Annotated in this window: 17 protein-coding genes; 11 read left to right on the top strand and 6 right to left on the bottom strand. The window is 66.9% G+C overall.

Annotated features, from left to right (window positions below; genetic code table 11):
* Window positions 1-115: 115 nt before the first annotated feature.
* The 4 genes from AC4BCK_RS15270 to AC4BCK_RS15255 form a co-directional block, all read right to left on the bottom strand.
* Window positions 116-916 (bottom strand): amino acid ABC transporter ATP-binding protein, encoded by an 801-nt coding sequence (locus tag AC4BCK_RS15270; RefSeq protein ID WP_400591237.1) that lies wholly within the window; start codon window positions 914-916, stop codon window positions 116-118.
* Window positions 917-928: 12 nt separating this feature from the next.
* Window positions 929-1,720: an amino acid ABC transporter permease gene (locus AC4BCK_RS15265; RefSeq protein ID WP_104184452.1), complete on the bottom strand. Its 792-nt coding sequence runs from the start codon at window positions 1,718-1,720 to the stop codon at window positions 929-931.
* Between the two features lie 150 nt (window positions 1,721-1,870).
* A complete protein-coding gene (locus tag AC4BCK_RS15260) occupies window positions 1,871-2,671 on the bottom strand; it encodes an ABC transporter substrate-binding protein (protein ID WP_174180129.1) in 801 nt (266 codons plus the stop codon).
* 166 nt (window positions 2,672-2,837) lie between these two features.
* A complete protein-coding gene (locus tag AC4BCK_RS15255; protein WP_363954656.1) occupies window positions 2,838-4,241 on the bottom strand; it encodes an isochorismate synthase in 1,404 nt (467 codons plus the stop codon).
* Window positions 4,242-4,328: 87 nt separating this feature from the next.
* Here AC4BCK_RS15255 and AC4BCK_RS15250 point away from each other — a divergent pair, with 87 nt between their 5' ends.
* The 5 genes from AC4BCK_RS15250 to AC4BCK_RS15230 all read left to right on the top strand — a co-directional run bounded on the left by AC4BCK_RS15250 (window position 4,329) and on the right by AC4BCK_RS15230 (window position 9,609).
* Window positions 4,329-5,129: an alpha/beta fold hydrolase gene (locus AC4BCK_RS15250; RefSeq protein WP_490566080.1), complete on the top strand. Its 801-nt coding sequence runs from the start codon at window positions 4,329-4,331 to the stop codon at window positions 5,127-5,129.
* A gap of 32 nt (window positions 5,130-5,161) precedes the next feature.
* Window positions 5,162-5,938, top strand: a complete 777-nt coding sequence (locus tag AC4BCK_RS15245) for a demethylmenaquinone methyltransferase (RefSeq protein WP_251425281.1) — start codon at window positions 5,162-5,164, stop codon at window positions 5,936-5,938.
* Between the two features lie 3 nt (window positions 5,939-5,941).
* A complete protein-coding gene (locus AC4BCK_RS15240; RefSeq protein ID WP_174180122.1) occupies window positions 5,942-7,273 on the top strand; it encodes a geranylgeranyl reductase family protein in 1,332 nt (443 codons plus the stop codon).
* Window positions 7,270-8,370 carry a polyprenyl synthetase family protein gene (locus AC4BCK_RS15235; protein WP_174180120.1) on the top strand — a complete coding sequence of 367 codons (1,101 nt, stop codon included), beginning with the start codon at window positions 7,270-7,272 and terminating at the stop codon, window positions 8,368-8,370. The genes AC4BCK_RS15240 and AC4BCK_RS15235 overlap by 4 nt, the downstream gene beginning before the upstream one ends.
* A gap of 417 nt (window positions 8,371-8,787) precedes the next feature.
* On the top strand, window positions 8,788-9,609 hold the full coding sequence (locus AC4BCK_RS15230) for an endonuclease domain-containing protein (protein ID WP_191034781.1): 822 nt from the start codon (window positions 8,788-8,790) through the stop codon (window positions 9,607-9,609).
* A gap of 140 nt (window positions 9,610-9,749) precedes the next feature.
* Here AC4BCK_RS15230 and AC4BCK_RS15225 read toward each other — a convergent pair whose 3' ends face one another.
* Together AC4BCK_RS15225 and AC4BCK_RS15220 are read right to left on the bottom strand one after the other, a co-directional pair.
* Entirely contained in the window at window positions 9,750-10,175 is a 426-nt protein-coding gene (locus AC4BCK_RS15225) for a hypothetical protein (RefSeq protein ID WP_174180116.1), read from the bottom strand.
* Between the two features lie 63 nt (window positions 10,176-10,238).
* Window positions 10,239-10,895, bottom strand: coding sequence for a trimeric intracellular cation channel family protein (locus AC4BCK_RS15220; RefSeq protein ID WP_174180114.1), 657 nt, complete (start codon window positions 10,893-10,895; stop codon window positions 10,239-10,241).
* 61 nt (window positions 10,896-10,956) lie between these two features.
* On the opposite strand from AC4BCK_RS15220, the gene AC4BCK_RS15215 reads away from it, so the two are divergent.
* The 6 genes from AC4BCK_RS15215 (at window position 10,957) to AC4BCK_RS15190 (ending at window position 17,857) form a co-directional block, all read left to right on the top strand.
* Window positions 10,957-11,838, top strand: coding sequence for a sirohydrochlorin chelatase (locus tag AC4BCK_RS15215; protein ID WP_490566079.1), 882 nt, complete (start codon window positions 10,957-10,959; stop codon window positions 11,836-11,838).
* A gap of 54 nt (window positions 11,839-11,892) precedes the next feature.
* Window positions 11,893-13,638 carry a nitrite/sulfite reductase gene (locus AC4BCK_RS15210; RefSeq protein ID WP_363937172.1) on the top strand — a complete coding sequence of 582 codons (1,746 nt, stop codon included), beginning with the start codon at window positions 11,893-11,895 and terminating at the stop codon, window positions 13,636-13,638.
* A 125-nt stretch (window positions 13,639-13,763) separates the two neighbouring features.
* Window positions 13,764-14,483 (top strand): phosphoadenylyl-sulfate reductase, encoded by a 720-nt coding sequence (locus tag AC4BCK_RS15205; protein WP_400591296.1) that lies wholly within the window; start codon window positions 13,764-13,766, stop codon window positions 14,481-14,483.
* The gene (cysD, locus tag AC4BCK_RS15200; protein WP_174180110.1) at window positions 14,480-15,427 is read left to right on the top strand and encodes a sulfate adenylyltransferase subunit CysD; all 948 of its coding nucleotides are present in this window, start codon (window positions 14,480-14,482) and stop codon (window positions 15,425-15,427) included. The genes AC4BCK_RS15205 and cysD overlap by 4 nt, the downstream gene beginning before the upstream one ends.
* Complete coding sequence (locus AC4BCK_RS15195; protein ID WP_174180108.1) at window positions 15,427-16,848, top strand: sulfate adenylyltransferase subunit 1; 1,422 nt, start codon at window positions 15,427-15,429, stop codon at window positions 16,846-16,848. The genes cysD and AC4BCK_RS15195 overlap by 1 nt, the downstream gene beginning before the upstream one ends.
* 229 nt (window positions 16,849-17,077) lie before the next feature.
* The gene (locus AC4BCK_RS15190) at window positions 17,078-17,857 is read left to right on the top strand and encodes a hypothetical protein (RefSeq protein ID WP_366277069.1); all 780 of its coding nucleotides are present in this window, start codon (window positions 17,078-17,080) and stop codon (window positions 17,855-17,857) included.
* The last annotated feature ends 10 nt before the right edge of the window (window positions 17,858-17,867 follow it).

Raw genomic sequence — 17,867 nt, 5'->3', positions numbered from 1 at the left:
CCGTCGTACGCCTCCTTCAAAAGCGAGGCGCAGATTGCCCCGTGACGCACAAAATCCCCGGCGCGGCGGAGAATCCGTAGCGCCGGGGACTGTGCGTAGTGAAGGCGAAGAGGCCCTACTCCTCGATGTCGATGTGCGTCGGATCCAGGACGCGGCGCAGGAACTCTTTGGTGCGGGCCTGCGTGGGGGAGGAGATGACCTGCTCGGCCGCGCCTTCCTCCACCACAACGCCGCCATCCATGAACACCACACGGTCCGCCACTTCGCGGGCGAAGCCCATCTCGTGGGTGACCACCAGCATGGTCATGCCCTCCTTGGCGAGGTTCCGCATGACGGAGAGGACATCTCCCACGGTCTCGGGGTCAAGCGCGGAGGTGGGCTCGTCGAAGAGCATCAGCTCCGGGTCCATGCTGAGCGCGCGGGCGATGGCCACGCGCTGCTGCTGGCCGCCGGAGAGCTGGTCCGGGAACCGGTCCGCGAGGTGTCCGAGGCCCACCCGCTCCAGGTTGTGCATGGACACCTTGTCCGCCTCGGCCTGCGAACGCTTGAGGACCTTGGTCTGGGCGATGGAGCAGTTGCGCTTGGCGTCCAGGTGCGGGAACAGGTTGAACTGCTGGAACACCATGCCCACCTTGCGGCGCATCTTGTCGATGTCCACATCGGGGTCCGTGGCCTCGAAGCCGCCCACGTGGATGCTGCCCTTGTTGGGCTGCTCCAGCAGGTTGACGCAGCGCAGCAGGGTGGACTTGCCGGAGCCGGACGGTCCGATCAGGCACACCACTTCACCGGGCGCCACGTCCAGGCTGATGCCCTTGAGGACCTCGTTGGAACCGTAGGACTTGCGCAGGTCCTTGATGGCCACGCCGGCGGCGTGGATGGTGCTGGTGCTGCCGGAGGAATTTACGACGTCGTTCATGGTCTTCCCTGCCTATCGATTGTTCCGCGCGGTGCGGCTTTCGAACTTCCGGGCCAGGAAGCTCAGCGGGATGGTGATCACCAGGTAGAAGGCGCCGGCCACCAGAAGGGGCGTAAGGCCCGCGCCGAGGCTGGAGATGCCGTCGCGGCCGAACTTGGTGAGCTCGTACTGCGAGGCGGTGAGGCCCAGGACGTAGATCAGCGAGGAGTCCTTGGTGAGCAGGATGACCTCGTTGGTCAGGGGCGGCAGGACGATCTTGAAGGCCTGGGGGATGACGATGGTGATCATGGCCCGCCACTGGGGCATGCCCAGCGAGCGGGCGGCTTCCAGCTGGCCCTTGGGCACGGCCTGCAGGCCTGCGCGGAGGGTTTCGGCGATGTAGGCCGAGGCCACCATGCCCAGGGAAACCATGACGATCACGGTGATGTTCCAGGAAACGCCGAAGGCCAGGGGCACGCCGTAGCCGAAGGCGATGAACACCAGCAGCGCCGGGATGCCGCGGAAGAACTCGATGTACCCGGAGGCGATCCAGCGGTACAGGGGGAAGCTGGAGAGCTTCATCAGGGCCAGCAGCAGGCCGCCGGAGAGGCCGACGATGAAGCCGAGGAACGTGTAGATCAGGGTGTTCGTCAGGCCGGTGACGAAGATGCCCGGGAACATGGGCCCGATCTTGCCGAAGTTGAAGACGCTGTTGCCGATGGTCTCCCAGTCGGTGGCCAGGATCAGGGCGGCGATGGCCACCACAAAGATTCCTGCCTGGACATACAGGCTTACTCTGGCTCGCTGACGTGCGGTCATTGCCATGGGTTGCTCACATTCGTTGTGCGTGGCAGAGGCCCCGGACGGACTGCGGTACAGCTCGTCCGGGGCCCCGGCTGCGTAGTTCTCAGGGCCGTGGCTTGGCCGGGACGGGGGAGCCCCAGGCCTGCACGGCGACTACTTGGCGGTTGCTGGCTACTTGGCGGTCTCGCCGAACCAGGTGGTCTTGAATTTCTCCAGGGAACCGTCCCCGGTCAGGCGCTCAAGCGTGCCGTTGACCTTCTCCAGCATTGCGGTGTTGCCCTTCTTGATGGAGATGCCCAGCTGCTCGCCGGTTGCGAAGTCCTCAACACTCTTGAACTTGGGCTGGTCCTTGATGGCGTAGCCGAGGACGGACTGGTTGCCCAGGGCGGCGTCGATGGTGCCGGCCTCAAGAGCCTGCACCAGGAGGCCGGTGTCCTCGAACTGCTGCGCGTCGATGCCCTGCTCCTGGGCGTAGTCGGCGCCGGTGGTGGCCTGCTGCACGCCGACCTTCTTGCCCTTGGCGTCCTCCAGGCCGGTGATGCCGGAGTCCTCGCTGGCCACCAGGGCCAGGTCGTCGTCGAGGTACGGGGCGGAGAAGTCCATGACGGACTTGCGGGTGTCCGTGATGGAGATCGAGGAGATGCCCAGGTCGCACTGGGTCAGGGCAGTGCCGGTCTCGATCGCTTCGAAGGAGCTGTCAACGATGCTCAGTTCGGCGCCGAAGTCCTTGGCGAGCTCCTTGGCGATGTCCACGTCGAAGCCGACCGTCTCGCCGTCCTTCTCGAACTCGAACGGCTCGTAGGGGATGTCCGAGCAGACCGTGAGCTTGCCGGCGTTGATGAGCTGGATGCCGCCTTCGGAGGCTGCCGGAGTGGAACTGCCGCCGCACGCCGTGAGGGTGAGGGCGCCGACGGCGAAGACTGCTGCTGCCTTGGCGGTCATTTTGGCCGTGGCCAGGGACTTGAGCTGCATGTTTTCTTACCTTTTGTTGCGGGGAGTATGCGGTACTAAATCGGTTCATAGTGTAGCGCCGATTATGAGATGTGCATCACAGGAAACTAAGTTTCACTATTGGATAACTAAATCACAGGGGAAAGCAAGCCCGCACGGGCACAACATGTCTCCTATACCGGACTGCCTAGCTGCTGATGCCCAGGGACTCCAGCATCGGGCGGAACTTGGCCCAAGTTTCCGCGAGCTCGGCCTCGGGCTGGGAGCCGTCGACTATTCCGCAGCCGGCATACAGCCGGACGGTGTCCGGGGATTCAATGACCGCTCCCCGCAGTGCGATGCCCCACTCGCCGTTGCCCGCTGCGTCCAGCCAGCCGACGGGGCCTGCATACGGCCCCCGGTCCAGGTGTTCCAGCTTCCGGATCAGGGCCCCGGCAACCTGGGTGGGGGTTCCGCAGACGGCGGCCGTGGGGTGCAGGGCGTTGATGAGCGCCAGGCAGGTGGGCACGTGGCCCTCGATTTCGGCCAGCTCCGCCTTGACGTCCGAAGCCAGGTGCCACACGTTCGGGAGTTCCAGGATGAACGGCTCGTCGTGCGCATTCATCGCCTCCGAGAACGGCGCCAGCTGCGTGGTCAGGGACTGGATGGCGATCTCGTGCTCGTGCCGCTGCTTTTCCGAGCCAGCCAGCACCCGGGTGGCGTAGTCCATCGGGAGGCCGTCCTCGCCGTGGGCGTCCCGGCGGTCCAGCGTTCCGGCCAGCACGCGCGCCTGGGCGGTGCGTCCTTCCACCTGGATCAGCATCTCCGGCGTGGCCCCCACCAGCCCGTCCACCCCGTACGTCCAGCACTCCCGGTAGCGCGCGGCAAGCTCGCGCAGTACGTCTGCGGCATGTACGCCGGATGGAATGGTCGCCACTACATCCCGTGCCAGCACCAGTTTCTCCAGCGCGCCGGTCCGGATCTCGGCGACGCCCGCTTCCACGGCCGCCATCCAGGCTTCCTCGCTCAGCGAGCCGGTATGCAGGGTTGCCCCGGCGGCGAGGGGGAGGGGGCGTACGACGGCGCCGCCCCCCTTCGTGGCCACGGCGCCCAGGGTGCCGTCCCCGGCAGGGTCCGGTGCCGCCGTCGTGATTCCTGGCGGGATTGCCGCAGGAGCCGCAGTGCTCCTCAGCCAGCGGTCCAACGCGGCGCGGGCGGTCTCCCCGGTGAGGGGGCCGTCGTCGAACGTCAGCTGGGTCAGCCAGACCTGCCCGTCCCGCACGCCCACCGCGATCTCCGGCACGATCAGCCGGGACTCGTGGGCGGAAGTCTTGGAAAAGGCGAAGGAGCCGAAGGCCACGGGTCCCGTCCCGGGGAGCTCAACGGAATCGGCAACGTCAGCCTCAAGGACAAGGTGCCGCCACCAGATGTCTGCCTCCAGGAACCGCTCGGGGCCGGTGGCCGTGAAGCGTGCAATCTCGCCGAAGCCGGCCAGCCCGGCCTCCCTCCGGGTCCAGCAGAGGACATCGTCCCGGACCAAAAACGCAGGAAGCCCCCCGGGGAAATCTTTTCCATCCAGGGGGACTGTGAGGGTGCGGAACGTGCTCGTCATGATGAGACAACACTACTCCCGCGCGTGCACTGGCCCGGGAGCACCCTGGAGGTACCGCCGCCGGCAGGTCCGGCGTAGCCTCAGCGTATGGACTCAGAGGTCCGCCGGCTCAGCCTCAGCACCGGCATTGCGGTCCCGTGCCTGGTACAGGGTGATCCGTCCGCGCAGCCGTTGCTGCTGCTGCACGCCTGGGGAGAATCGCGGCGCAGCTTTGACCGCCTGATACCCCTGCTGGAGGGCTTGCAGATCCTTGCGCCCGACCTGCGTGGGCACGGCGAAGCCGACAAACCCCGCGGCGGCTATTCACTCACCGATCAGGCCAGGGACGTCGAGGCGATCCTCGACGCGCTGGGCCTGGAGTCCGCGGCCATCCTGGGTTCCTCGAGCGGCGGGTACGTGGCGCAGCAGGTCGCCGTCGCCCATCCGGGACGGGTGAGCGCACTGGTGCTGGTGGGCTCGCCCCTGAACCTTGCCGGCAGGCCGGCCTTTGCGGACGAAGTGGAGTCGCTGCGGGATCCCCTGGATGAGGGGTGGGTCCGGCAATCCCTGGAGTGGTTCACCTTCCACCGGCAGGTTCCCGGGTGGTTCGTGGAGGACCGTGTCCGGGACGGCATGAGGATGCCGGCGCACGTGTGGCGGACTGCACTCGAAGGGCTGTACCAGGCCGTCCCGCCCACTGATGCCGGACCCATCGGCGTCCCCGCCCTGATCCTGTGGGGGGAGGATGACGAGTTTTTGCCCCGCCGCGATGAGGAGGTCCTCGCCGGCCGCATCCCCGGTTCGGTCCTGAAGGTGTATTCCGGAACAGGCCACCTGATCCTGTGGGAGTGCCCGGAGCAGGTGGCAGCCGACACCAGGGCGTTCCTGGCCCCGGGCCGTGGCTGGTAGGGAGGCTCCTGAACATTTGAGACAATGACATGGTGAACCGAGCATCCTTGGATAAGCGTCCGGACGAAGTAGCCACGATGTTTGACGACGTCGCACCGAAATACGACGTCGTCAATGACGTCCTGTCCCTGTGGCAGACGCGCCGCTGGCGCAAGGTTGTGGTGGATGCCATGGAGGCCAGCAAGGGCCAGCGTGTCCTGGACCTGGCAGCGGGCACCGGCACCTCCAGCGAACCGTATGCCGATGCGGGCATAGACGTGGTGGCCTGCGACTTCTCCCTCGGAATGCTCAAGGTGGGCAAGCGCCGCCGCCCGGACATCAACTTTGTTGCCGGCGATGCCACCAACCTGCCGTTCGCCGACAACTCCTTCGACGCCACCACCATCTCCTTCGGCCTGCGGAACGTCAACGAGCCCAAAAAAGCACTGCAGGAGATGCTCCGCGTCACCAAGCCCGGCGGCCGGCTGGTTATTGCGGAGTTCTCGCAGCCCGTGGTTCCGCTCTGGCGGACCATGTACACCGAATACCTCATGCGGGCCCTGCCTGCCATTGCCACCAAGGTTGCCTCCAACCCCGACGCCTACGTCTACCTCGCCGAGTCCATCCGCGCGTGGCCGGACCAGGACCACCTTGCCGCCTGGCTGCAGGAATCCGGCTGGGAAAAGGTCACCTACCGCAACCTCACCGGCGGAATCGTGGCCGTGCACCGCGCGTTCAAAGCCGAAGAATCTACGCCGGACAGCGCCGCTGCCGCCATCGCCGCGCACAAGGGCCCCGTGGCCAAGCTGCGCCGCAACATCGTCCGCTGACCTGTGAAAGTACTGATTGTCGGCGCCGGCCCCGCCGGGTCCACCGCCGCGTACTACCTTGCCAGGGCCGGGCTGGACGTTACCGTCCTGGAAAAAACGAGCTTCCCGCGCGAAAAAGTGTGCGGCGATGGGCTCACTCCCCGGGCAGTCCGTGAGATCCAGAAGCTCGGCCTGCCGCATCCGGAGAACGACGGCTGGCGCCGCAACAAGGGCCTGCGCCTGATTGCCGGCGGGCGCACCATCGAACTGCCCTGGCCCGAGGTGTCCGACTTTCCCCAGTACGGGCTGATCCGCACCCGGCTTGGCTTCGACGAGGAACTGGCCCGGCACGCCGAATCCGCGGGTGCCGCCATCCTTGAGCGGCACAGCGTCACCGAGGCCATCCGCAACGACGACGGCCGCGTCACCGGGGTCCGCGCAGCGCTCCTCGACGAGTCGGGACGCAAGACGGGGGAGACGCGCGAGTTCAGCGCCGACGTCGTCCTCGCCGCCGACGGCAACTCCACGCGCACCGCCGTGTCCCTCGGCATGCATAAACGCGACGACCGCCCGCTTGGCGTCGCCGTCCGCACCTACTTCACCTCGCCCCGCACGGACGATGACTGGATGGAAGGCTGGCTGGAGCTCCCCGGCCGGGACGGCAAACTGCTCCCCGGCTACGGCTGGGTGTTCGGCGTGGGTGACGGCACCTCCAACGTGGGTTTGGGCATCCTGAACTCCTCAAAGGAATTCGGCAAGCTCGACTACAAGCAGGTCCTGCGCGAATGGACCGCCGGCATGCCCGCCGAATGGGGCTTCACGCCGGATAACCAGGTGGGCGAGATCCGCGGCGCGGCGCTGCCCATGGGCTTCAACCGCACGCCGCACTACTCGCCGGGCCTCCTGCTGCTGGGCGATGCCGGCGGAATGGTTTCCCCGTTCAACGGCGAGGGCATCTCCTACGCCATGGAGTCCGCGCGGTTCGCTGCCGAGTTCATCATCGACGCCTCCTCCCGCTCAGCGGCGGCCGGCGGAACGTACGACGCCGATGCGCATCTTGCGCGGTACGCGGACTATGTGCGCCAACAGTGGGGCTCCCACTTCACCCTTGGCCGGGCGTTTGCCGTGCTGATCGGGAAGCCTGCGGTCATGAAGCTCGCACTCCGCACCGGCATGCCCATCCCGGTGCTGATGCGGTTCGTGGTCCGTCTCCTGGCCAACCTCACGGACCCGTCCGCGAAGGGCTTTGAGGACCGGGTGATCCGTGTCCTGGAATCGCTGGTTCCGGCCACATCCAATACGCTGGCGGCCTCGAATCAGCGGTATCCGCAACAAAAAGTTAGGGTTAACCCGTGACCAACCCCGCAGACCACAGCTGGACGCACGCCGGACACGGCCTGCCGGACTCCGAACCCAGCCTCAATACCACCGCCATCGCAACGGGCCTGCAGCTGCCCGCGGGTTTTGCGGCCATCGCCGGAGATGCCGAACTGGGGCCGGCCATCACCAACAACCTGGCCCGGGTGGAGAAGAAGCTCCGCGAAGCCATCGCCAACTCGGATCCGCTCGCTGACGCCACGTCGCGCCACCTGGTGGAAGCCGGCGGCAAGCGCATCCGGCCGCTGCTGACCCTGCTCTGTGCACACCTTGGCGACGCGTCGCTGCCCGCCGTGGTGCAGGCCGCCGTCGTGGTGGAACTGACGCACCTCGCAACGCTTTATCACGATGACGTCATGGACTCGGCCCCGTTCCGCCGCGGTGCACCCACCGCCCACGAGGTCTGGGGCAACTCCGTGGCGGTCCTCACCGGCGACCTGATTTTCGCCCGCGCCTCAATTCTGGTGTCCGAGCTTGGGGGGCGTGCGCTGGGCATCCAGGCCCGCACCTTTGAGCGGCTCTGCCTGGGCCAGCTGCACGAAACCGTGGGGCCCCGCCCCGACGAGGATCCGGTGGAGCACTACCTGTCCGTGATCGCGGACAAGACCGGCTCGCTGGTGGCCGCTTCGGGCCAGTTTGGTGCCATCTTCTCCGGCGCCGACGAGGCCTTCGAGGACATCCTGGTGGAGTACGGAGAAAAGGTGGGCGTCGCGTTCCAGCTGGCCGACGACGTCATCGACGTGACCGGCGTGAAGGTGAAGTCCGGCAAGTCGCCCGGAACGGACCTGCGTGAAGGGGTTCCCACCCTGCCCGTGCTGCTGCTGCGCAAGGCGGCCGCTGATGGTGACCAGTCCGCCGTCGACCTTTTGACCCTGATTGACGGCGACCTGTCCTCGGACGAAGCCCTGGCTGCGGCTGTCGCCGGCCTGCGCGAGCATCCCGTCACGGCCGAATCCTGGGTGGTGGCACGCCGCTGGGCCGACGAGGCTATCGAGGCGCTCGCTCCGCTGCCTGAAGGTGTGGTCAAGGATTCGCTGTCCAGCTTCGCACTGGCTGTGGTGGACCGCGCCAGCTGACTCAACCGCTGTGAGGCCCGGCTCCATGACGGGGCCGGGCTTCGCCGCGTGTGCGGCAATGGAGCAACGATTGTTTAAACGGGACAGCCCCGGTCCGCAGCAACGATACGAGTCATACGTTGCTGTGAACCGGGGCTGTCTCTCCGTTCGCATCAGACCCGCCGGAGGCGTTTAGCGGATCCGTGAATAGTCTATGACAGGTTTGTCACAAGATGCAACTACTAATTTACTAGGGGTGTCACGGACTTGTCGGCGCTGAGTTTCCCCACCTTTCTGCCGAGAACTGGTTGGAAACCCGGCGAGTTGCCGGGACCCGCCGAAAGGCAGCTCGAAAGCCGGGGAAGTTCAGCAGGAGTTTTGTCCACATAGGGCTCCCCGGCACTGCGTTCCGCGTCGAAGATTGGGTCTGCTGGCTCCATGGACCTCACCCGATTCCTCACGTACGCAGGCTCAGTGGCGCGCACCTCCACGCTCCTGCAGGCTGGATTCACAGACCGGAGCATTCGCAATGCGGTGGCGCTGGGTGACATCCGCCGGCTCCGGCACGGGGTGGTGGCGCTGCCCGGGGCCCCGGCGGACATGACTGCGGCTGTCCTGGGCAATGGCCTGCTGACTTGTGCTTCTGCCGCAGTACATCGCCGTCTTTGGCTGTTGAGGGAACCGTCGAGGGTTCACCTCCTGTGCCGGCACCGTGGGCCGGCGGACGCAGTCGTGCACCGAGGGTCCCTGGTTCCTCCGGATTCACCAAAACCGGTGGCGAGCACCACCGACGTGCTGATCCACAGCCTGCGCTGCCTTCCGGCCATGGAAGCTGCCGTTATGGTGGAGAGTGCAGCGCGGCAGGGACTAACCACCCTCGGCTACCTGCGGGGGCGGCTGCCCGGTAAGCGGAACGGTGCAGCCAGGCGCGTGCTGGAACTCGTTGACGGGACCGCAGATTCGCCCATCGAGGTGGTCGCCCGGATTCTTTTCCGCGCGGCGGGCATTTTCACGGAGACACAGGTGGAGCTCCCCGGCATCGGCATCGTGGACTTCCTGCTGGAAGGATTCCTGATCGTCGAGCTCGACGGCGCCACCCACCTTGAGCCCCGCCAGGTGAAGAAGGACCGTGCCAGGAATAACGCCAGCACCCTCACCGGATATGCGGTACTACGCTACGGGTACGCCGATGTGGTTCATCACCCGGAAAGAATCATGGCGGAGGTGTGGCAGGTCCTCCGGGGCCGGGTTATCCGCTGAGATTCCCAAGGTTTTGCTGGCGAACCGGGGGAAACGCCGTCATCGGAGGAGGACACGCCGTCGCACACCCCAAAAGGTGGGGAAACCCAGCGGGCATCGCAGGAACTCGACGCCACGCTGAGACGGAAGAGCGGAAAGCCCTAGTTGTCGTCGTCCTCGAAGGCCCACTCGAACATGTCGAACACGAACTCCGAGAACGTGCCTTCTTCGGACTTCCACTGCCCGCGGGCGTTGTTGCGCCGGTACACAATGGGGTCGGGGACGCTGAGGTCGCCCACCCGGAAGCCCCACGTGTATTCCTCTTCCTCGTCCTCGAGGAACATCAGGAAGCCTTCGTCGTCAACCTCGAGCTCGTCGGGATCCCAGAAGTAGTGGTACGCCTCCATCAGGTCCTCGCAGCCGCCAAGGGCCAGGTAGAACTCGCGGAGCACCAGGGGAATCTGGAATTGGTGGTCGGCCAGGGCCTTGTCCAGCTCGTCCGGATCCAGCCCGTCCTCTGCCTGCCATTCGTCTTCGAGATACTTCGGAACAAGCGCACGGAATTTCTCGAGGAACATGTCAGTCATGCTTCATATCCTAGCTAATCCCGGGCCCTGCAAAGTGACGCGGGAGCGCCGCCGATGGGGTGGTCAGGCCGCGGGATTGCTGCCCCGCCGGTGCCACCCGTGAACGGCCAGCGGCGCCTGCCAGGAGCGCCGCCATGCCAGGATGCGGAAAGTGAAAACCACGGCTGCGATGGCCGTCGCCGTCAGCACGTTGAAGACACCCAGGACCCACAGCCCGGCGGTCATCGCGGCCCCCACGAAGGCCGGCAGCGCGTAGATGTCCTTGGGGTTGAAAAGTTCTGGAACCTCGTTGGCGGTGATGTCGCGCAGCAGCCCGCCGCCCACCGCCGTGGTGACCCCCAGCAGGACCGACGCCACCGGGTTCATGCCGGCAGCCAGCGCCTTGAGCGTGCCGGTCATGCAGAACAGGGCAAGGCCGCCGGCGTCGAACAGGGTCAGCAGCGACGTGTAACGCTGCACGCTGGGGAACAGGAAGTACACCAGGGCCGTGGCCACGAGCGGGGGCACCAGGTAGGCCGGATTGGTGAACGCCGCGGGCGGCCCGCTGTTCAGGATGATGTCCCGGATCACGCCGCCGCCGAGTCCCACCAGGGAAGCCAGCAGCAGGGACCCGACAATATCGATGTGCTTCCGGGCCGCCAGCAGGGACCCCGACACCGCAAAGAAAAAGACGCCCAGCAGATCCAGCCACACCGGCGAGTTGTCAAAGGCGAATGTCATGGAGCGTCCCGGCAATTCAAAAGAGGGCGGACAGGGCGGCTCCAACGTTACGCTAGCCCGTATGAACAGCCCCATCATGATCGCCTGCGCCCATGGGACGTCCAACACACAGGGAGCCGCGGAGGTCAACGCCCTGCGCGCCGCCATCGCCGGACTCCGCCCCGGCCTTGACGTCCGGGAGGCCTATGTGGACGTCCAGCAGCCTGACCTGGTGGACGTGGTGGCGGGCCTGCCCGAGGGGGAGGCCGCCGTGGTGGTGCCGCTGCTGCTCAGCGTGGGCTACCACGTGAAGGTGGACATCGCGCGGGCCGTGAAGAGCAGGACGGGCAGTGCCGCAGCCGCGCCGCTGGGGCCTGATCCGCGCCTGGCCGCGCTGCTCGACCAGCGGCTGCGCGAAGCCGGCGTGACGGACAACGACGTAATCGTGCTGGCCGCGGCAGGCTCGTCCAACCCCAATGCCGCCGTCAGCGTCGAGGAGCTGCTGGGCCAGCTCCGGGAGCTGCGGTCCAACCGGATGGTGGCCGCCTATGGTGCCTCTGCCAAACCTTCCGTGCCCGACGCCGTCGCGATGCTTCGCGAGGAGCTGGAGGGCGGTGCCGGGGCGGGTGAGTCCGCCGGGGCGGTCGACGTCGGCGGGCGCGTGGTGATTGCCTCCTACCTTCTGGCGCCGGGCTTCTTCCACGACCAGCTGGCCAAGGCCGGGGCCGACGTCGTGACCGAACCGCTGCTGCCGTCCCCGGTGCTCGCCGAGATTGCGCTGGACAGGTATGACGCCGCCGTCGCAAAAGCCCGCGAAGCCGCCGCCCACGCGCCACTTGAAAAAGCCGCGCACGCGCCCGCCCAGGCCCCCCAAGAGGCCCCTGCGGAACCGGCCGCAAATGCACAGCAGGGTGGCTTCTTCAAGGCTGTCCGGTGTTTCGTGACGAAATATTTCCCTAGGTGACTTAGCGTTTCCGGGCCTTTGTGACGCTCTTCGGGCGCGACCTACAGTCGATGCATGACTGATACAGCTCTAGCCGGAGCGTCGGCGGATTCCGCTGCCGCAAAGCGCCCGGCCCGCACGTCCCGTCCCGCCGCGAAGCCGCACGGGCAGTGGAAAGTGGACGGCAAAACGCCGCTGAACGCCAACGAAACCTGGAAACAGGAAGACGACGGCCTCAACGTGCGCGAGCGTATCGAGGCCATTTACTCCAAGGAAGGCTTCGACGCCATCCCCGGCCAGGACCTGCACGGCCGGTTCCGCTGGTGGGGCCTCTACACCCAGCGCAAGCCCGGGATCGACGGCGGCAAGACGGCCACGCTTGAGCCGCACGAGCTCGAGGACAAGTACTTCATGCTCCGCGTCCGCATCGACGGCGGCGCCCTCACCACCGAACAGCTGCGCGTCATCGGCCAGATCTCCGTGGATTTCGCCCGCGACTCCGCCGACCTGACCGACCGCCAGAACATCCAGCTGCACTGGATCCGCGTGGAGGACATCCCCGAGATCTGGACCCGCCTGGAGGGTGTTGGCCTGTCCACCACCGAGGCCTGCGGCGACGTTCCCCGCGTGATCCTGGGCTCGCCCGTGGCCGGCATCGCCAAGGACGAGATCATCGACCCCACCCCGCTCATCGAGGAGCTGGGGGAGCGGTTCATCGGCAACCCGCTGCTGTCCAACCTGCCGCGCAAGTACAAGACCGCCATCACCGGCCACCCCAGCCAGGACGTGGTCCACGAGATCAACGACTTCGCCCTGGTGGGTGTCCGCCACCCCGAACTCGGCGTCGGCTACGACCTCTGGGCCGGCGGCGCGCTGTCCACCAACCCGATGCTCGGCAAGCGCCTCGGTGCGTTCGTGACGCCGGAGCAGGCCGCCGACGTGTGGCTTGGCGTGACCAGCATCTTCCGCGACTACGGCTACCGGCGCATGCGCACCAAGGCACGCCTGAAGTTCCTGATGGCCGACTGGGGTCCGGAGAAGTTCCGCCAGATCCTCGAGGACGAATACCTCGGCTACAAGCTGGCCGACGGCCCCGCCGCGCCCAAGCCCACCACCCCGGGAGACCACATCGGCGTGCACGAGCAGAAGGACGGCAAGTTCTTCATCGGCGCCACCCCGCTGGCCGGCCGCCTGTCCGGTGCCGCGCTGGTCAAGCTTGCGGACACCCTCGAGGCCCGCGGCTCCTTCCGGCTGCGCACCACCCCGCACCAGAAGCTCGTTGTCCTGGACGTCGAGAAGGACCAGGTGGAGCCCCTCGTGGCGGAGCTGGACGAGCTGGGCCTGTCCGCCCGCCCGTCCGTGTTCCGCCGCGGCACCATCGCCTGCACCGGCATCGAGTACTGCAAGCTGGCCATCGTGGAGACCAAGTACACCGCCGCCACGGCGGTGGCAGAGCTGGAACGCCGCCTGGCCGACCTCGCCGACAGCGGCCAGCTGCCCCACGCGCTGTCCCTGCACATCAACGGCTGCCCCAACTCCTGCGCCCGCATCCAGACCGCGGACATCGGCCTCAAGGGCATGATGCTGCCAACCCCCGACGGCGACCCCTCCCCGGGTTTCCAGGTCCACCTGGGCGGCGGGCTGGCTTCGAACGAGCGGGAGGAAGCAGGCCTGGGCCGCACCGTCCGCGGCCTCAAGGTCTACGTCGACGACCTCCCCGATTACGTGGAGCGCGTGGTCCGCACCTTCGTGGCCCAGCGCGCCGAGGGCCAGACCTTCGCCGAATGGGCCCACGCAGCAGATGAGGAGGCACTCCAGTGAGTCCCCAGCCGCACCCCAACCTCGCAAGCTCGGCCGGGGACCCCGGCGGCCGTGGGCCCAAGCATGCACTTGGCGTAAACCCCGTGGTTGCACCGGCTGAGGCTGCCGCGCAGGTTGAGGAGACGGTGGCAACCGCCGCTCCCAAGCTCCGCTCGCACGACGAGCTGAAGGCCATCGCCGAAGCCGGTGCCGCCGAGCTCGGCTGGGACGCTCCTGCCCGCGATGTCATCGCCTGGGTGGAACGCAACTTCGAGCTGCCCGCCGTTGCCGTCGCCTGCTCCATGGCCGACGCCGTCCTCCCGGCCCTGGTGGCGGACCAGATGCCCGGCGTCGACGTCCTGTTCCTGGAGACCGGCTACCACTTCCCGGAAACCTACGCCACGCGCAACGAAGTGGCAGCGAACCTCCGCGTTAACGTGGTGGACGTGCTCCCCGAGAACACCGTGGAACAGCAGGACCGGCTCCTGGGCAAGGACCTGTTCGCCCGCGACGCCGCCCAGTGCTGCGCCCTCCGCAAGGTGGCTCCGCTGCGCCGCACCCTGTCCGGCTACGAACTGTGGTTCACCGGCGTGCGCCGCGACGAGGCCCCCACCCGCACCAACACCCCGCTGGTCACCTGGGACGAGGCCAACGGCCTGGTCAAGGTCAACCCGGTGGCTGCGTGGACGTTCGACCAGCTGGTCCAGTACTCGGACGACAACCTCCTGCCCGTCAACCCGCTGCTTTCCCAGGGGTACCCCTCCATTGGCTGCCAGCCCTGCACCCGGAAGGTGGCGCCGGGCGACGACCCCCGCGCCGGCCGCTGGGCAGGGACCGACAAGACAGAATGCGGACTACACGTATGAGCACTTACCTAACCGAGGAGACCACCCAGGTGACTGACGCTGCCGTTTCCACGCGCCTGAGCAGCCTGGACACCCTTGAGTCCGAGGCCATCCACATCATCCGCGAGGTTGTTGCCGAGTTCGAAAAGCCCGCCCTGCTGTTCTCCGGCGGCAAGGACTCCGTGGTGATGCTGCACCTCGCCACCAAGGCCTTCTGGCCCGGCAAGGTCCCGTTCCCCGTGCTGCACGTGGACACCGGCCACAACTTTCCCGAGGTCATCGACTTCCGCGACCGCACCGTGGAGCGGCTCGGCCTGAAGCTCGTGGTGGGCTCCGTCCAGGAGTTCATTGACCGCGGCGAGCTCGCCGAGCGCGCCGACGGCACCCGCAACCCGCTGCAGACAGTTCCGCTGCTGGACGCCATCCAGCAGAACAAGTTCGACGCCGTCTTTGGCGGCGGCCGCCGTGACGAGGACAAGGCCCGCGCCAAGGAGCGCATCCTGAGCCTCCGTGACGAGTTCGGCCAGTGGGACCCGCGCAACCAGCGCCCCGAACTGTGGAATCTGTACAACGGCCGCCACACGGTGGGCCAGCACGTCCGTGCGTTCCCCATCAGCAACTGGACCGAGCTGGACATTTGGCGCTACATCGAGCGCGAGAACATCGAGCTGCCCGGCCTGTACTACGCCCACGAGCGCGAGGTCTTTGCCCGCGACGGCATGTGGCGCGCTGTGGGCGAGGTGTCCCAGCCGCTGCCGCACGAGGAAGTCATCACCAAGACCGTCCGCTACCGCACCGTGGGGGACATGTCCTGCACCGGGGCTGTCGAGTCCGACGCGTACACGGTGGCCGACGTTGTGGTTGAAGTCGCTGCCTCCACCCTGACCGAACGTGGCGCCACCCGTGCAGATGACCGCATCTCCGAGGCTGCCATGGAAGACCGCAAGAAGGACGGGTATTTCTAATGAGCACCGACACCCTGGCAGTTCAGGGGCTGGAAACGGCCCTGCCAACAACGCTTTTCCGGTTTGCCACCGCGGGATCGGTCGACGACGGCAAGTCCACTTTGGTGGGCCGCCTCCTTCACGATTCCAAGGCCATCCTGGCTGACACGCTCGACGCCGTTGCCCGCACCTCCGCGGACCGCGGCTTCGGCGGCGAAAAGGGCGGCATCGACCTGGCCCTGCTGACCGACGGCCTGCGTGCCGAGCGCGAGCAGGGCATCACCATCGATGTGGCCTACCGCTACTTCGCCACCGACCGCCGCAGCTTCATCCTGGCGGACTGCCCCGGTCACGTTCAGTACACCAAGAACACGGTGACCGGCGCGTCCACCGCGGATGCCGTCGTCGTCCTCATCGACGCCCGCAAGGGCGTGCTGGAGCAGACCCGCCGCCACCTGTCAGTGCTGCAGCTGCTGCGCGTGGCGCACGTGATTGTGGCCGTCAACAAAATCGACCTGGTGGACTTCAGCGAGTCCGTGTTCCGCGACATCGAAGCCGACGTGCAGCAGGTGGGCCGCGAACTCGGTCTGGGCCGTGACGAATTGAATGCAGGCGGAATCACCGATCTGTCCGTCATTCCGGTGTCCGCCCTTGATGGGGACAACGTGGTGGAGCGCTCGGAGCGCACCCCCTGGTACACCGGGCCCGCGCTGCTGGAGGTCCTGGAGACCCTGCCCGCCGCCGATGAACTGGAAAGCCACCTCGAGAGCTTCCGCTTTCCGGTGCAGCTGGTGGTCCGCCCTCAGGGTGCGCTGGCTCCCGACGCCGTGGCAGCCGGACTGGACGTGGAGGCCTACCGCGACTACCGCGCGTACGCCGGCCAGATCACCGAAGGCTCCGTGAAGGTGGGGGACCAGGTATCCGTGCTGACGCCGGGCCAGGCCCCGCGCACCACCACCGTGGTGGGCATCGACTTCGCCGGAAAGTCCCTGGAGGAAGCCGCCGCCCCGCAGTCCGTGGCTGTTCGCCTGGCTGACGAGTTCGACGTCGCCCGTGGTGACACCATCGCCGCCGCCGGCACCGTCCGCGAAGCCACCGCAGACCTGTACGCAGCGCTGTGCTGGCTGTCGCCGAAGCCCCTCCGTGAGGGCCAGAAGGTCCTGGTCAAGCATGGCACCCGCACCGTCCAGGCGCTGGTCCGCAGCGTTTCCGGGAAACTGGACCTGGCATCGTTCAAGCTTGAGGGCGCTTCCAGCCTGGAGCTCAACGACATCGGCCACGCGCAGCTCCGGCTCGCCGCGCCGCTGCCGCTGGAGAACTACCTCCACCACCGCCGCACCGGCGCCTTCCTGGTGATCGACCCGCTGGACGGCAACACCCTCGCCGCCGGACTGGTCAAGGACCACCCGGGCGACCACGAGGACGAGCGCTACAGCATCTGATGCCCCTGACACCGCGGCTTGTTCGCAGATCCTGGCCTTCAAGGTTCGGATCCGCGAACGGGCCGCGGTTTTGTTGTCTCCGGCGGTGAGTACCGGCAACAGCCCTCAGTGCTGCCATGTTCAAATGCAAGTACTCGCTACTCGTGCGGGCCGCTGCACCACCAAGACTTAATGGTCAGCGGGGGCATGAGCTTCCTTTGGATCTGGACGCAACACCTGAGGAGGCATAATGCCGGCCATCAACGAGTGGAAAACCCGGGCGGCTGAGCATCTCCGGCGAGACTCCGAGGACTGGAGGATCGAACCCCGCCAGGCGCGGCTGCTCATCCTGGTCCCGTTCATCATCGCCGTGGTTGCGGCGGCAGCCCTCCCGTTCAAGGACTTCTACCTCTGGCTGGTCAACGAGGATTCGCTGATCGAATGGCTGCAGTTCGCCTGCCTGCTGGCGGCAAGCATCTTCCTGCCCCTCATCACCGTGTACCTGGTCCGCGCCAAACGCTGGGGCATCGCCGCGCTCTATGCGGTCGTCACGCTGGGGGTCTGGTTCCTGACGGGCGAGGAGATCTCCTGGGGCCAGCGCATCTTCGGCTGGGCCACGCCCGAATCCCTGAACGAGGTCAACCGCCAGGGCGAGACCACGGTGCACAACATCCGCGGCGTGCAGGAACTGGTCCCCGCCGCCATGCTCCTCGCGAGCCTCTACGGCGCCTGTGCCCCGCTGGTCTGGGCTGCCGCTGGAAAACGCTGGGAGCAGCTGAAGAACCGGCGCCTGCTGATCCCGCCGCTGTGCCTGGTGCCGACCTTCCTGCTGGCCGCCGGCTACCGCCTCTTCCGCCTGCTGATCTGGCCGGAGCCCACGTTCGTCATCTCGGAGTATGCAGAGGCGATGGAACTGTCCCTCTACCTGGGGCTGGCGATGTTCTGTTGGTACAACCTGCGACTGCTGCGTGAGCCGCAGCCAGGGCCTGGCCGGAACCAGGCCCGGGGCCTTCACCGCAGGGCTGCGTAGGGTTCAAGGC

Source organism: Pseudarthrobacter sp. As-47 (assembly GCF_058215595.1).
This window is presented reverse-complemented; position numbering and strand designations above follow the sequence as displayed.

Coding starts and splice junctions, on each gene's coding strand:
- AC4BCK_RS15270 (WP_400591237.1), bottom strand. CDS start 916: ATGAACGACGTCGTAAATTCCTCCGGCAGCACCAGCACCATCCACGCC.
- AC4BCK_RS15265 (WP_104184452.1), bottom strand. CDS start 1,720: ATGGCAATGACCGCACGTCAGCGAGCCAGAGTAAGCCTGTATGTCCAG.
- AC4BCK_RS15260 (WP_174180129.1), bottom strand. CDS start 2,671: ATGCAGCTCAAGTCCCTGGCCACGGCCAAAATGACCGCCAAGGCAGCA.
- AC4BCK_RS15255 (WP_363954656.1), bottom strand. CDS start 4,241: ATGACGAGCACGTTCCGCACCCTCACAGTCCCCCTGGATGGAAAAGAT.
- AC4BCK_RS15250 (WP_490566080.1), top strand. CDS start 4,329: ATGGACTCAGAGGTCCGCCGGCTCAGCCTCAGCACCGGCATTGCGGTC.
- AC4BCK_RS15230 (WP_191034781.1), top strand. CDS start 8,788: ATGGACCTCACCCGATTCCTCACGTACGCAGGCTCAGTGGCGCGCACC.
- AC4BCK_RS15225 (WP_174180116.1), bottom strand. CDS start 10,175: ATGACTGACATGTTCCTCGAGAAATTCCGTGCGCTTGTTCCGAAGTAT.
- AC4BCK_RS15220 (WP_174180114.1), bottom strand. CDS start 10,895: ATGACATTCGCCTTTGACAACTCGCCGGTGTGGCTGGATCTGCTGGGC.
- AC4BCK_RS15215 (WP_490566079.1), top strand. CDS start 10,957: ATGAACAGCCCCATCATGATCGCCTGCGCCCATGGGACGTCCAACACA.
- AC4BCK_RS15210 (WP_363937172.1), top strand. CDS start 11,893: ATGACTGATACAGCTCTAGCCGGAGCGTCGGCGGATTCCGCTGCCGCA.
- cysD (WP_174180110.1), top strand. CDS start 14,480: ATGAGCACTTACCTAACCGAGGAGACCACCCAGGTGACTGACGCTGCC.
- AC4BCK_RS15195 (WP_174180108.1), top strand. CDS start 15,427: ATGAGCACCGACACCCTGGCAGTTCAGGGGCTGGAAACGGCCCTGCCA.
- AC4BCK_RS15190 (WP_366277069.1), top strand. CDS start 17,078: ATGCCGGCCATCAACGAGTGGAAAACCCGGGCGGCTGAGCATCTCCGG.